18 protein-coding genes are annotated in these 13,505 nt (G+C 39.6%); 14 read left to right on the forward strand and 4 right to left on the reverse strand.

What is annotated here, in order from left to right; all coding sequences use genetic code 11:
* Nucleotides 1-85 precede the first annotated feature (85 nt).
* From CDW55_RS10640 to CDW55_RS10650, 3 genes are read left to right on the forward strand one after another with little or no spacing between them, the layout of a single operon-like run.
* Nucleotides 86-1,072, forward strand: coding sequence for a D-alanine--D-alanine ligase (locus CDW55_RS10640; RefSeq protein WP_088469748.1), 987 nt, complete (start codon nucleotides 86-88; stop codon nucleotides 1,070-1,072).
* 11 nt (nucleotides 1,073-1,083) lie between these two features.
* Nucleotides 1,084-1,557, forward strand: a complete 474-nt coding sequence (coaD, locus tag CDW55_RS10645; protein ID WP_088469749.1) for a pantetheine-phosphate adenylyltransferase — start codon at nucleotides 1,084-1,086, stop codon at nucleotides 1,555-1,557.
* Nucleotides 1,558-1,561: 4 nt separating this feature from the next.
* On the forward strand, nucleotides 1,562-2,200 hold the full coding sequence (locus CDW55_RS10650; RefSeq protein WP_088469750.1) for a trimeric intracellular cation channel family protein: 639 nt from the start codon (nucleotides 1,562-1,564) through the stop codon (nucleotides 2,198-2,200).
* A 113-nt stretch (nucleotides 2,201-2,313) separates the two neighbouring features.
* Here the strand turns inward: CDW55_RS10650 and CDW55_RS10655 are convergent, their stop codons facing one another.
* Together CDW55_RS10655 and CDW55_RS10660 are read right to left on the reverse strand one after the other, a co-directional pair.
* On the reverse strand, nucleotides 2,314-2,880 hold the full coding sequence (locus CDW55_RS10655) for a hypothetical protein (protein WP_088469751.1): 567 nt from the start codon (nucleotides 2,878-2,880) through the stop codon (nucleotides 2,314-2,316).
* A gap of 50 nt (nucleotides 2,881-2,930) precedes the next feature.
* Nucleotides 2,931-3,425, reverse strand: a complete 495-nt coding sequence (locus CDW55_RS10660) for a dihydrofolate reductase (RefSeq protein ID WP_088469752.1) — start codon at nucleotides 3,423-3,425, stop codon at nucleotides 2,931-2,933.
* A gap of 78 nt (nucleotides 3,426-3,503) precedes the next feature.
* Here CDW55_RS10660 and CDW55_RS10665 point away from each other — a divergent pair, with 78 nt between their 5' ends.
* The 3 genes from CDW55_RS10665 to CDW55_RS10675 are packed head-to-tail and all read left to right on the forward strand — an operon-like array spanning nucleotide 3,504 to nucleotide 5,333.
* A complete protein-coding gene (locus tag CDW55_RS10665) occupies nucleotides 3,504-4,112 on the forward strand; it encodes a LemA family protein (RefSeq protein WP_088469753.1) in 609 nt (202 codons plus the stop codon).
* Nucleotides 4,112-4,543: a TPM domain-containing protein gene (locus CDW55_RS10670; RefSeq protein ID WP_088469754.1), complete on the forward strand. Its 432-nt coding sequence runs from the start codon at nucleotides 4,112-4,114 to the stop codon at nucleotides 4,541-4,543. Before CDW55_RS10665 ends, CDW55_RS10670 begins: the two co-directional genes overlap by 1 nt.
* Nucleotides 4,521-5,333, forward strand: a complete 813-nt coding sequence (locus CDW55_RS10675) for a TPM domain-containing protein (protein ID WP_088469755.1) — start codon at nucleotides 4,521-4,523, stop codon at nucleotides 5,331-5,333. Before CDW55_RS10670 ends, CDW55_RS10675 begins: the two co-directional genes overlap by 23 nt.
* Nucleotides 5,334-5,392: 59 nt before the next feature.
* On the opposite strand, the gene CDW55_RS10680 is transcribed toward CDW55_RS10675, so the two are convergent.
* Nucleotides 5,393-5,752 carry a bleomycin resistance protein gene (locus CDW55_RS10680; protein WP_088469756.1) on the reverse strand — a complete coding sequence of 120 codons (360 nt, stop codon included), beginning with the start codon at nucleotides 5,750-5,752 and terminating at the stop codon, nucleotides 5,393-5,395.
* Between the two features lie 34 nt (nucleotides 5,753-5,786).
* Nucleotides 5,787-6,581 carry a head GIN domain-containing protein gene (locus CDW55_RS10685; RefSeq protein ID WP_088469757.1) on the reverse strand — a complete coding sequence of 265 codons (795 nt, stop codon included), beginning with the start codon at nucleotides 6,579-6,581 and terminating at the stop codon, nucleotides 5,787-5,789.
* A 59-nt stretch (nucleotides 6,582-6,640) separates the two neighbouring features.
* Here CDW55_RS10685 and CDW55_RS10690 point away from each other — a divergent pair, with 59 nt between their 5' ends.
* From CDW55_RS10690 to CDW55_RS10730, 8 genes are all read left to right on the forward strand, one after another.
* Nucleotides 6,641-8,785: a M3 family metallopeptidase gene (locus CDW55_RS10690; RefSeq protein ID WP_088469869.1), complete on the forward strand. Its 2,145-nt coding sequence runs from the start codon at nucleotides 6,641-6,643 to the stop codon at nucleotides 8,783-8,785.
* 210 nt (nucleotides 8,786-8,995) lie between these two features.
* Complete coding sequence (locus CDW55_RS10700) at nucleotides 8,996-10,201, forward strand: pyridoxal phosphate-dependent aminotransferase (RefSeq protein ID WP_088469759.1); 1,206 nt, start codon at nucleotides 8,996-8,998, stop codon at nucleotides 10,199-10,201.
* 85 nt (nucleotides 10,202-10,286) lie between these two features.
* Nucleotides 10,287-11,306 carry a UDP-N-acetylmuramate dehydrogenase gene (murB, locus tag CDW55_RS10705; RefSeq protein WP_088469760.1) on the forward strand — a complete coding sequence of 340 codons (1,020 nt, stop codon included), beginning with the start codon at nucleotides 10,287-10,289 and terminating at the stop codon, nucleotides 11,304-11,306.
* Nucleotides 11,307-11,465: 159 nt separating this feature from the next.
* A complete protein-coding gene (gene rpmB, locus CDW55_RS10710) occupies nucleotides 11,466-11,711 on the forward strand; it encodes a 50S ribosomal protein L28 (protein WP_088469761.1) in 246 nt (81 codons plus the stop codon).
* Entirely contained in the window at nucleotides 11,711-11,893 is a 183-nt protein-coding gene (gene rpmG, locus CDW55_RS10715) for a 50S ribosomal protein L33 (RefSeq protein ID WP_015806891.1), read from the forward strand. Before rpmB ends, rpmG begins: the two co-directional genes overlap by 1 nt.
* Nucleotides 11,894-11,912: 19 nt before the next feature.
* The gene (locus tag CDW55_RS10720; protein ID WP_088469762.1) at nucleotides 11,913-12,068 is read left to right on the forward strand and encodes a DUF4295 domain-containing protein; all 156 of its coding nucleotides are present in this window, start codon (nucleotides 11,913-11,915) and stop codon (nucleotides 12,066-12,068) included.
* Between the two features lie 114 nt (nucleotides 12,069-12,182).
* On the forward strand, nucleotides 12,183-13,139 hold the full coding sequence (gene ftsY / locus CDW55_RS10725) for a signal recognition particle-docking protein FtsY (RefSeq protein WP_088469763.1): 957 nt from the start codon (nucleotides 12,183-12,185) through the stop codon (nucleotides 13,137-13,139).
* A gap of 80 nt (nucleotides 13,140-13,219) precedes the next feature.
* Nucleotides 13,220-13,474, forward strand: a complete 255-nt coding sequence (locus CDW55_RS10730; protein ID WP_088469764.1) for a GlsB/YeaQ/YmgE family stress response membrane protein — start codon at nucleotides 13,220-13,222, stop codon at nucleotides 13,472-13,474.
* The last annotated feature ends 31 nt before the right edge of the window (nucleotides 13,475-13,505 follow it).

Genomic DNA, 13,505 nt, shown 5'->3' on the forward strand with positions numbered 1-13,505 from the left:
TTTGAGGATCTTAAGGATAATAATTAGGCGCTACCACGCTAATTTTAAACATTTTGTTTAAATTTGCTAGATTAGATTAAAAGGCATGAAAAAGAAAAATGTAGCCGTAGTAATGGGTGGATATTCCGATGAGTACAAGGTTTCCCTGAAAAGCGGACAGCTTATTTACGATTCCCTGGACCGTGATTTATACAACGTATATAAAGTCGTAATCCTGAAAGACGAATGGTATTTCGTAGACGACAGAGACCAGAATCTGCCCATCAATAAAGCAGATTTTTCGGTCACCCTTGAAAGTGATTACAAAGTGAAATTTGATGTATGTTTCAATATCATTCATGGGAAACCGGGCGAAAATGGTGAACTGCAGGCTTATTGGGACACTATCGGACAAAAATATACCGGCTGCGGTTTTTACCAAAGTGCCTTAACTTTCAATAAAAAAGATACCCTCGCGGTGCTTTCAAAATACGGAATCCCTTCTGCCAAAAGTGTTTATCTGAGAAAAGGAGACTCATATAATGCTGATGAAATTATCGCAGAGCTGAACCTTCCACTGTTTGTAAAGCCCAATCAAAGCGGTTCTTCCCTTGGTATTTCTAAAGTAAAAGTAAAAGAAGATTTTGCTAAAGCAGTAGATTTTGCCTTTGCGGAGGACGACGAAATTTTAATAGAAAGTTTCCTGAACGGTATGGAGGTTTCGGTGGGCGTTGTAGATTTCAATGGGGAAACCATTGTTCTGGGAATTACAGAAATTGTTCCCCATAAAGAGTTTTTCGATTACGAAGCCAAATACGAAGGCGCTTCCGAAGAAATTACGCCGGCAAGAATTGATGAAGAAACCCGCAAAAAAGTGGAGGAAATTGCTAAAAAAGCCTATAATTCTTTAGGCATGAGCGGTTTCTCCCGAAGCGAATTCATCATTATGAACGGAATTCCGTACATGTTGGAAATGAATACCAATCCCGGATTTTCACCGGCTTCAATCCTGCCGCAGCAGGCAAAAATCTATGGAATATCCATTAAAGATTTATGCGGAAATGAGGTACAAAAAGCTTTGCAAAAAAATTAAACTGAAAAACTATGAAAGTAGCTGTTTTTCCGGGTTCGTTTGACCCGATTACGCTTGGTCATTACGATATTGTGGAAAGAGCTGCCCCGCTTTTCGATAAGATCATTATTGCGATTGGCCAGAATTCACAGAAAAAATATATGTTCTCGCTGGAACAACGCGTAGAATTCATCAAGAAAACATTTGAAAAATTCCCGAATGTGGAGGTGGATCATTTTGAAGGTCTCACTATCGATTATTGCCACAGCAAAAATGTGAACTTTATTCTCCGCGGACTAAGAAATCCCGCAGATTTTGAGTTTGAAAAAGCCATTGCCCAAACAAACCGGGAACTTACTAAAGAAAATAAGATTGAAACAATTTTTCTTTTAACTTCAGCGGGAAAATCATTTATCAGCAGCAGTATTGTACGAGAAATTATTACCTTCGGTGGTGATTATAAGCTTTTGGTTCCGGATACAGTGCGGGTTCCAATAAAAAAATAATATTTTGCAGGTTCACGAAAATCTTAATCTCGCCATAGAATTACTCGGCACGGTAGCTTTTGCCATGTCGGGAAGTTTCGCTGCAATGCAGAAACGGCTTGATCCTTTTGGAGTTTTAATTATTGCGTTCATTACCTCTGTTGGTGGCGGAACGGTGCGCGATTTACTGCTTGATGTTCCCGTCTTCTGGATGCATGACCTGATCATGTGTACGGTAATTTTTATTACCTGTATTTTTTCGATGATTTTTAAATCAATAGAGAACAAATTCCAGGTGACGCTGTTTATTTTCGACAGTTTCGGGCTGGGACTTTTTACCATTATTGGAATTCAGAAGGGTTTGAATGCAGATCTTCATCCATTGATCTGTCTTACTTTGGGCACTATTACCGGCTGTTTTGGCGGTATTATCCGTGATATTTTACTCAACAGGATACCGCTTATTTTCAGGAAAGAAATATATGCCACGGCTTGTATTGTAGGCGGAAGTGTTTTTCTTATTTTGGTAAATTACAGCCGGTTATCTTATGCTTTTGTGCAGATTTCCACCATTTTGCTTATAGTTGCAATACGTACACTGGCCGTGAAATACCATTGGCAGATGCCTAAATTTTATGGTGTGGAACAGAATTCGGAAATGTAAAATTTCTGTAGGGTTGATTAGCTGGGCATCATATCCCATTAATCGTTACAAATATTTTTCCAAAAAAAAATCCTGAAAATTTTCAGGATTTTATGATTTACAGTGAGAGCATTTTAATAGAATTTCCCACGCTGTCTCATGTTCGGATTGTGCATGTGTTTCTGCATCGTCGGCATTTTCAGCTGATCTTTCAGCATCTTGATCTGTTCGGTCATCATTCCTGCAGAATCTAATCTTTTTGCTTCTTCGAGCAGTTTTGTAGCTTCCTGTCTTCTGCCTTTCTGCATCGCACCTGCAGCAATGTTCAGCGTTGCCATGGCACGGTCGTGTTTCATGTTCAGGCCATATTCCAACGCTTTTTTCATTAAAGGTTCTACTTTTTGAGGATGATCCTGCGCCAAAGTAAGTCCTTGTAAATAATGGAAATATCCGTACTGAGAACGGTGAAGCTGGGATTCGAAATTGGTGATTTTAGAAAGCCATTTGGTCGCTTTCTCCATATTCTGCTTTCTCAGATACCAGAATGCAGCCAGGATGAATTCATTTTTGAAGAACAAAAGCACCGGAATAGAAGAAAGGAGTACGACTACGATTCCCCAACCAATGTTACGGTTCATCATGAGATAAATTCCAGCGGCAATCATTAAACCTGCGATAACGAATTTTATGTATTTGTTCATTGTTAAAATTTATGAGTGCAAAGATAGAAATTTGATGTTAACTTCAGAAGTTAGACTTTAGACTTTTTCTCGAAAGTCTGGAAACAGAAATCGTAGCTGTTTTTTTCATCTTTTTCATGGCAGGTTTCTGAAGTTTTCTGCCAGATTTTCGGATTAATTTTCGGGAAGAACACATCAGCTTCCAGTTCTGCTTGCACCTGGGTTACTTCCAGTCTGTCGGCCAGATCAATGGTCTGTTCGTAAATATTGCCGCCTCCGATAATGAAGATGTTTTCATCAAGCTTTTTTGCGAATTTTATCGCTTCCTTTATACTCCCTACAATCAGGATGCCTTCCTCGAACCAGTCTTTTTTTCTTGAAACCACAATATTGGTACGGTTTGGCAACGGTTTGCCAATACTTTCATAAGTCTTTCGGCCCATAATAATCGGGTGTCCTGAAGTAATGTCCTTAAAATGTTTTAAATCCTTCGGCAAATGCCATAACAATTGATTGTCAGCACCAATCTCATTCTTTAAACCCATCGCCACTACAATTGTGATCATTTTTCTTAAATTTTCACAAATTTAGCATATAATTTGTATATTTGGGTACCTATCATTAAACATTAAAAATATTAAACTATGAGAAACAGAGGTTGTATGAGCGCCGGAACCATCGGTATTGCTCTTCTCGTTATTGCCGCAATTTTATTTTTCTGGGGCAAAAACGGTTATAACAGTTTCACGATTAAGGAACAGACTGTGAATACAAAATGGTCTAACGTGGAAACGGTGTACCAAAAGCGTGCGAACCTTATCCCAAATCTTGAAAGAACAGTGAAATCCTATTCGCAATTCGAGCAGGAAACCTTAACGAAAGTGATTGAAGCACGATCAAAAGCAACTTCTATCACGGTAGACCCAACGAATATGACTGAGGCCGACATGGCAAGATTCCAGGCAGCACAGGGTGAATTAAGTGGAGCGTTGAGCAGGTTGATGGCCGTAGTAGAGCAGTATCCCAATTTAAAAGCGGATCAGCAGTATATGAATTTCCAGAGGGAATACACCGCGATTGAAAACAGCATCCGAAGCGAAACCGTTTATTATAACGAAGCGGCTCAGGACTATAATACTTCGATCAAGACTTTCCCGAATAATATTTTGGCCAACTTTACCAATTTTAAAGAAAAGCCTTATTTCAAAGCTGCAGCAGGAGCCGAAAAAGCACCTGAAGTATTCACCAATTAATGAGCAATTTCCTTACAGATGAACAGATGGCTTCCCTTGTGGAAGCCATTCAGTCAGCAGAAGATCATTCTACCGGCGAAATCCGTGTGCATATTGATTCCAATTCTGAAGGAAACAATGCGGAGATTGCTTTTGAAGTCTTCAAAACCCTTTGCAAGGATAAAACTGCGGAAAAAAACGCGGTGCTTTTTCATGTAAATTTCGAGCAGCATTACCTCACCATTATTGGCGATGCCGGCATTCATCAGAAAGTTCATCAGAATTTCTGGGACCAACTGCACGATCAAATTACAGCGGAATTTGCCAAAGGAAATTACCACGACGGTTTAAGGAATGCCATCCTTAAAACCGGTTTCGAACTCAAAAAACATTTCCCGGTTTCGGGAGAAAATCACAATGAACTGTCGAATGAGATTACGTTCTCTAAATAAATTTCTTTCTGTTCTTTTTCTGGGGCTGAACATCTTTGTTCTTGCCCAGTTAGTCCCTGCAAAACCAGCGAAAATATTTCCTGTGACAGATGAAGTAGGCTTGCTGAATGCAACCGAAAGGGAGCAGCTTAACCAGAAACTTATTAAATTTTACGACTCCACTTCTACCGAAATCGCAGTGATTATTATTCCCACCACAAAAGGCGAGGACATCAATTATCTCGCGACCATGTATGGTGAAAAGTGGGGAATCGGGGAAAAGGAACAGGACAACGGTATCGTATTTCTGATAGCGACAGAAGACAGGAAATTTGCCATTCAGCAGGGCAGGGGTGTTGAGAGATATCTCACTGCCTCTGTGGCAGGGCAGATTCTTGATTATATCGTAACTCCAAACTTCAAACAGGGACTTTGGTATGAGGGAATCAACCGTGGAACGACCGCTTTGATGGAAGTAGTTGAAGGTAAATTCAAACCTATCATAAAGGAAACCCCGGAAGAAGGAGAAATTAGTATTGTGAAAATCATTTTCATCGCATTTTTTGTGATGATGATTCTAAGTATCCTGTTCAGGAACAGAGGCGGGGGAGGAAATCATGATGACGATGACGATGTGATTCTTTCGCGGCGCGGGCGGCGAACCTATCCGGGCGGATTTTTCCCATTCCCAGGAAGCTTTGGTGGGGGAGGTTTTGGAGGCGGCGGATTTGGAGGTGGTTCCGGAGGTGGATTTGGAGGTTTTGGCGGTGGCGGAAGCTTCGGTGGCGGTGGCGCTTCAGGGGGTTGGTGAAATTTTTCGAAAAAAAATAAAAAGAAATCAGTCTTTTTGGAGACTGATTTTTTTATGAATTAATCTGAAAACTGTCCGAAAGTCAGCAGATTTCCATCCGGATCGAGGATGGAAAACTCCTTTTGTCCCCAAGGTTTTCGTTGCAACTTACCGTTTGGATGAATTTCGATTTGTTTTCGGATGAAATCTTCGTATAATCCTTCAATATCATCTGTCCGAATGTAAATTTGGCCATAGTTTTCCAGCGGACTGATGGTTTCGAGCAGAAAAAAATGCAGCTCGATTTGATCTCTTTTAATCATTAAATACCCCTCAAAATCTACGGTTCCAATTTCCTCAAAACCCAACGAATTGATATAGAATTCACGGGTAATTTTCTTGTTTCGCATCGGTATTTTGGGATGGACTTGGGTAAGCATACATTGTTTTTAAGGTGAGCAGAGTTATGTAAAGTTAATGGATCGAAATACTTCCACCACTGCTTTTCTTCTGATTTTTAATAGTAAGATTTCCCGTGCGGTACACCGAAATATCACCCGAAGAACTTGCAGCTGCATCCAATTCCGTACTCACGGAAAGACTTACGCTTCCGCTGCTGGACGCCTGAATTTGTGCAGAAGAAGCATTAAGATCGCGGGCTTTTAAACTGCCGGAAGAAGAAGCTCTCAGCTCAGCGTTTTTAGCTTTACCTGAAAATTTCATGTGGCCGGAAGAAGTCGCTTCTGCCTCCAGATTTACCGTCCAGATTTCTCCAGAAAAACTCCCCGAGCTCGATACATCTACCGAAAGGTCATTCGCTTCCAGATTTCCGGTAATGCTTCCCGAACTCGAAACTTTTACATCGGTTTTGTCCTGTGTAAATTTATCTTCAACTGTAATTTTAGCTGAGGAAGTGGCTTCAAGACGCGTAAAATCTTTCACGAAAATCTTTGCAGCCACATTTTTTGCCGAAATATTCATGTTTGGTTTGAAATGGATGAAGAGTTTCCCGTCTACATTATCAACCAAAATATCATCCATAATATCGGAAGGAGCGGTAATAACCACTTTTTCGGTATCGGATTTCACAACTTCGGCGGAAATCGACTGCGCTACTTTTATTTCGTTGATATTCATTTCAAACTGCGATGTTTTAATGATTCCTTTGCCTTCTTTTTGAGTCAGGTTCAAGGGAAAAATAATGTCGGATTTCATTGAACATGACAGGAGAGATCCACAAACTGCCACTGTGGTAATAAGTGTTTTCATATGGTTTGGTTTTTAATTTGCTTAAATTTAATATCTTTACTTCAATTAACAGTTCTAAAATGAAAAATATTACATCCGTATTATTAATTTCCTCTCTGGCAATTAATACTGCCTGTTCTACGATGAAAACTACAGATTCCACAACTACAGAAATTCCTGTTCCCGATGCAAGTTTAGCTTCCAATCCTTTTATGAAGAAAAGTGCGCTGCAATATCAGGCGCCTGAATTTGATAAGATTAAAGATGAGCATTTTAAACCTGCATTTGATTACGGAATGAAGGTTCAGCTTGCTGAAATCGAAAACATTGCGAATAATCCAAGTGCTCCAACCTTTGCCAATACCATTGTTGCACTCGAAAACAGCGGCGAAATCCTGAAGAGAGCGCAGATTATTTTTTATAACCTCACCGGTTCCAACACAAATCCTGCTTTACAGAAACTTGAAGAAGAATATGCGCCGGTTTTTTCGGGGTTAAGCGATAAAATTTATCTGAATGAAAAGCTATATTCAAGAATTAAAGCCATCAGCACAGAGAATTTAGGCGCTGAGGAAAAAAGAGTTCTTGAGTTGTACAAAACAAATTTCGAGATCGCAGGAGCCAATCTTTCTGCCGAAAACAAGGAGAAAGTAAAAAAAATCAATGAAGAACTGGCGACACTTTCAACCCAGTTTACCAGCAAACTTTTGGATGCAAGAAAGAACGGAGCCGTGTTGATTTCGGATGTGAAGGAATTAGACGGACTTTCCGCTGACGAAATTGCCGCAGCTGCAGCAGATGCGAAAGCGGCAGGTCACCAAGGTAAATATCTATTAACGCTTTTAAATACAACCCAGCAGCCACTTTTGCAGAATCTGAAAAACAGAGCTACCAGAGAAAAACTCTTTAAAGCATCCTGGTACAGAGCTGAAAAAGGTAATGCTGATGACACCAGAAGCATCCTCGAAAGACAGGCCAAACTGAGAATGGAAAAAGCACATCTTTCCGGTAAAAAATCTTTCGCAGAATGGAAACTTCAGGATCAAATGGCGAAAACTCCAGAAAATGCTATGAATCTTTTAGCTCAACTCGCAAAACCAGCTGTAGAAACTGCCAAAAGAGAAAGCAGCGAGATTCAGGCTTTAATCGACAAACATAAAGGAGGCTTCACTGTAGAGCCTTGGGACTGGAATTTCTATTCTGAACAAGTGAGAAAAGCAAAATATGATTTAGACGAAAATGCCATAAAACCTTATTTCGAAGTAACAACTGTTCTGGAGAAAGGGGTGTTCTATGCCGCTGAAAAATTCTACGGAATCACTTTTAAAGAAAGAAAAGATCTGCCGGTTTATCATCCGGATGTAGTGGCTTATGAGGTTTTCGATAACGACGGAAAATCCATGGCACTTTATTATCTTGATTTTTATACAAGAAGCAACAAAAACGGCGGTGCCTGGATGAGCAACTTCGTTGAACAGTCGCATCTGCTTGGTCAGAAACCTGTGATTGTGAATGTATTCAACTATCAAAAACCTGCTGAGGGAAAACCATCTTTAATTTCTTACGATGATGTGTCCACAATGTTCCATGAATTTGGGCATACGCTGCACGGCCTTTTTGCAAACCAGAAATATGTTTCGGTTTCCGGAACCAATACGCCAAGGGATTTTGTCGAATTCCCGTCGCAAATCAATGAGTTTTTTGCATTGGAACCTTCCATCCTGAAGAATTATGCACTTCATTACCAAACAAAACAGCCAATGCCACAGACTTTGGTTGATAAAATCAAAAACGCAGCATCATTTAACCAGGGATATTCTACAACAGAACTGGTTTCTGCAGCTACGCTGGATATGAACTGGCATTCGGTGACGGATGAATCGCAGTTTAAGCCTGCTTTAGAATTCGAAAAAGAGGTTTTGGCGAAATATGGTTTCAATCTGAAAGAAGTTCCGCCAAGATATCACACGCCTTATTTTGCACACATTTGGGGCGGCGGTTATTCGGCCGGTTATTACGCTTACATGTGGAGTGACGTGCTGAATGCGGATGCCTGGGACTGGATTACGACCAACGGCGGTATGACAAGAGCCAATGGAGACCGTTTCAGGAAATATATTCTATCGGTTGGAAACTCAGTGGATTTAAATCAAGCGTATAAAGATTTCACTGGCAGAACGCCGGACATTAAGCCATTGTTGAAAAACAAAGGATTTATTAAATAAACTATTATTCAAGTGAAACCGCAGAAATTTTCTGCGGTTTTTTTATGTCTTATCGAAAGGAAAATGGCAGAACTTTTAGCCCGGATCGCAGCGGAAATCCTTTTTGCACAGGCAAAAAGATTGCAGCGAAGAGCCGGATGATCTTTGGCGAGAGAAACTACCCTTGATTGCTCCCGAAAAAAATCCTTATTTTTGTAAAAATTCAACATAATGCCGAAAATTTCTCACAGAGCAGAAAATATGCCTGCGTCACCCGTTAGAAAGCTTGTTCCGTATGCGCTGCAAGCCAAACAGAAAGGGATAAAAGTTTATCATCTGAATATTGGTCAGCCCGATATTGAAACTCCTCAAAAAGCGCTGGATGCTGTGAAAAACATCGATTTGAAAGTGCTGGAATATGCCCTGTCTGAAGGAAATCTGGATTACAGAACCGCACTGAAGGACTATTACCACTCTTTGGGTTTTACAGATCTAACGACAGATAATTTTATTGTAACCAACGGAGGGTCTGAAGCGCTGAATTTTGCAATTTCAACGCTTTGTGATGATGGTGATGAAGTGATTATTCCTGAGCCGTATTACGCAAATTATAATGGTTTTACAAACGCGATCAACGTAAAAGTTGTGGCCATTCCTTCAACAATTGATACCGGTTTTGCCCTGCCGCCGATTGAGGAATTCGAGAAGAAAATCACAGATAAAACACGTGCAATCCTTATCTGTAACCCGGGAAACCCTTCCGGTTATCTTTATACAAGAGAAGAGCTTCAGAAACTTGCGGAAATTGCTCTGAAACATGATATAGTTGTAATTTCTGATGAGGTTTATCGCGAATATGTTTACGACGGAAAACACCAGGTTTCGATGTTCGATTTCCCCGAACTTGCCGAAAACTGCATCATCGTAGATTCGGAATCCAAAAGGTACAGTATGTGCGGAGCCAGAATTGGCTGCATGATTACACGTTCTAAAAAAATTCATGATGCTGCAATGCTTTTTGCACAGGCAAGATTAAGTCCGGTTTTGCTGGGACAAATTGCTGCGGCCGCCGCACACCACGACGATGAAGCATACATCCGAAAAGTACGCGAAGAATATACGCACCGAAGAAATTTACTGGTTGATTTACTTAACGGGATTCCAGGCGTAATCTGCCCGAAACCTAAAGGTGCATTTTACTGCGTTGCCGAACTTCCGGTGGAGGATACCGATGTTTTTGCACAATGGCTTCTTGAGCATTATTCACACAACGGCGAAACGGTAATGGTTGCCCCAATGAGCGGTTTCTACAGCAATCCTGAACTCGGAAAAAAACAGGTCCGTATTGCGTATGTTTTAAAAGAAGAAGATTTGCGCAGAAGTGTGGAATTGCTGAACGACGCACTTCAGAAGTATAAACTCGAATTCAATCTGTAGAAAACTGGGAACGGGCTTTAGCCCGTTTTCTGATTCTGAAACCTTTTGGCTTTAGCCTAAATTAAAAGTTAACGTTTGTAACGCAATGAAAATTCAGGAAAAATACTCTTTAAAAAATCTCAACACTTTCGGAGTTGATGTTTCTGCGAAATATTTCGCGGAAGTTAAAGATGTTGATGACTTAAAATATGCCATCGAATTTGCTAAAATCAATCACTTTGAAATTCTCTTTTTAGGAGGAGGAAGTAATATATTGTTCACTGAAGACTTTGGCGGCTTGGTAATAAAACTCAATTTAAAAGGAATTTCTGAAGAGTTTTTGAATGAAAATGAAGTTTTAGTCACTGCGAAAGCCGGCGAAAACTGGCATGAGTTTGTGCAGTTCTGTCTGTCTGAAAATTATGGAGGTTTAGAAAATCTTTCACTAATTCCTGGAAATGTTGGGACTTCGCCAATGCAGAACATTGGGGCGTACGGAACAGAAATTAAAGATACTTTTGTAAAGTGTAAAGTGCTGAATATTCAAACTTTAGAGATTGAAGAATTTAATAAAGAAGAATGCGGTTTCGGTTACCGTGACTCAATTTTCAAGGGGGAAGTAAGGGGAAAATGCGTAATTCTGGAAGTCACCTTTAAACTTTCTACAAAAAATCATCAGATCAAGACCGAATATGGTGCTATAAAAAACGAACTCGATAAGCTTGGCATTGAAAATCCTACGATTCAGGATGTCTCGCGGGCAGTAATCAGTATCCGCCAAAGCAAACTTCCAGATCCGCAGATTTTGGGAAATGCCGGCAGTTTTTTTAAGAACCCGACCATTCCGCTGCAGCAATTTACAGAAGTGCAGAACAGTTATCCGCAAATGCCGAACTATCCAAACGGAGAAATGGTAAAAATACCAGCAGGCTGGCTTATAGAGCAGTGCGGCTGGAAGGGAAAACAAGTTGGTAATGTGGCATCGCATGAACTTCAGGCATTGGTTATTGTTAACAAAACAGGCAATGCAACAGGCAAGGAGATTTATGATTTCTCAACCATGATTATTGAATCAGTGAAAGATAAATTCGGTATCGGGTTGGAAAGAGAAGTAAATATTGTCTGAATAAAAGGAGTGCAGTCTTTCATGAAGTGTGAACATATAAAGCATCAGGAAAGATTAAAAAAAAATATAAATAATTAATTCATAAATATTTGTCTAAGTGGAAAATTCTTTGTTATTTTGCACTCTCAAATATTTAGTAGTAAAAAAGAACATCGAGATATGTCAAGAATTTGCCAAATAACAGGAAAGCGTGCCATGGTTGGAAACAATGTTTCTCACGCTAATAACAAAACGAAGCGTCGTTTTGAAATTAACTTATTGGAGAAGAAATTTTACCTTCCGGAGCAAGAAAAATCTGTAACTTTAAAAGTTTCTGCACACGGATTGAGAGTTATCAACAAGATTGGTATCGAAGAAGCGATTGAAAGAGCAGCAAGAAACGGATTTATAAAAAAAGATAAGTAATGGCTAAAAAAGGTAACAGAGTTCAGGTGATTCTTGAGTGCACAGAGCACAAAGAAACCGGTGTCGCAGGAATGTCAAGATACATTACGACCAAAAACAAAAAGAACACTACAGAAAGATTGGAGTTGAAAAAATTCAATCCTGTTCTTAAAAAATATACCCTTCACAAGGAAATCAAGTAATTTTTTAAACGAATAAAAAATGGCAAAGAAAGTAGTAGCATCCCTACAGGGTGGTGCAGGGTCTAAAAAAATGACCAAAGTAGTGAAAATGGTGAAGTCTCCTAAATCAGGTGCTTACGTTTTCGAAGAAAAAGTGATGAATGCTGACGAGGTTGAAGGTTATTTGAAAAAATAATTCTCTACAGCTTTTATGATATAAAACTATCCAAAAATAATTGGGTAGTTTTTTTGTTATATTTGCTATCGCTAAAACAGAAGACCATAAGCAACATAAAACTGATACTGAAAAATGAGTTGGTTCAAAAATATATTTAAAAAAGAAGAAAAGGAAACTTTAGACAAAGGGCTCGAGAAATCGAATCAGGGATTTTTCGAAAAAATTTCCAAAGCGGTTGTAGGAAAATCGAAAGTTGATGACGAAGTGTTGGATGATCTTGAAGAAGTGCTGATCGCTTCCGACGTTGGTGCTTCTACAACAATAAAAATTATCCAAAGAATTGAAGACCGAGTTGCTCGTGATAAATTTGTGAGCACAGATGAACTTGATGCTATTCTCCGAGAAGAAATCTCCGGATTGCTTTTGGAAAATCCCCATGCAGGATCAGGAAATATCGATGAAACCAAAAAACCTTATGTGATTATGGTTGTTGGTGTAAACGGTGTAGGCAAAACCACAACCATCGGAAAGCTGGCCCATCAGTTTAAATCCGAAGGCAAAAAAGTAGTTTTAGGCGCTGCAGATACTTTTCGTGCTGCTGCAGTGGATCAATTGGTGATTTGGAGCGAAAGAGTAGGCGTACCCATAATTAAACAAGGAATGGGTTCCGATCCGGCTTCTGTGGCTTTTGATACCGTACAAAGTGCTGTTGCTAATAATGCCGATGTAGTCATCATTGATACTGCCGGAAGACTTCATAACAAGGTGAATTTAATGAACGAGCTTACCAAAATAAAAAGGGTAATGCAGAAGGTTCTACCCGATGCACCGCATGAAGTGCTTTTGGTTTTAGATGGATCAACAGGGCAAAATGCCTTCGAGCAGGCAAAACAGTTTACTGCCGCTACCGAAGTTAATGCATTGGCGATCACTAAATTAGACGGAACTGCGAAAGGTGGTGTAGTCATTGGAATTTCTGATCAGTTCCAAATTCCTGTGAAATATATTGGTGTTGGCGAAAAAATGACGGACCTGCAATTATTTAATGGAACGGAATTTGTAGATTCATTTTTCAGAAAACGTAATTAACAATTATTACATAGTTTTAATTACTTTTTCTTAATTTTAGAAAACCAAATACTAAATATTAACATTAAAATTTTAAAACTATGGGTATTTTAACTTGGATCATTTTTGGTCTTATCGCAGGTGCAATCGCTAAATTCATTATGCCAGGAAATCAAGGAATGGGTTGGCTGATGACAATTATTTTAGGTATCGTAGGTGCATTCGTTGGAGGATGGATCGGCAGTATGTTAGGATGGGGTACTGTTGATGAATTCGACATTAAGAGTATGTTCCTAGCCGTTCTCGGAGCTTTATTGGTTCTCTGGATTTACGGTATGGCAACAAGAAGAGCTTAATCGCTAAAAAATAGAAAAATCCCGGACTGAA

Origin of the sequence: Chryseobacterium sp. VAUSW3, from assembly GCF_002205795.1 — a bacterium.
Taxonomy (GTDB): domain Bacteria; phylum Bacteroidota; class Bacteroidia; order Flavobacteriales; family Weeksellaceae; genus Kaistella; species Kaistella yananensis.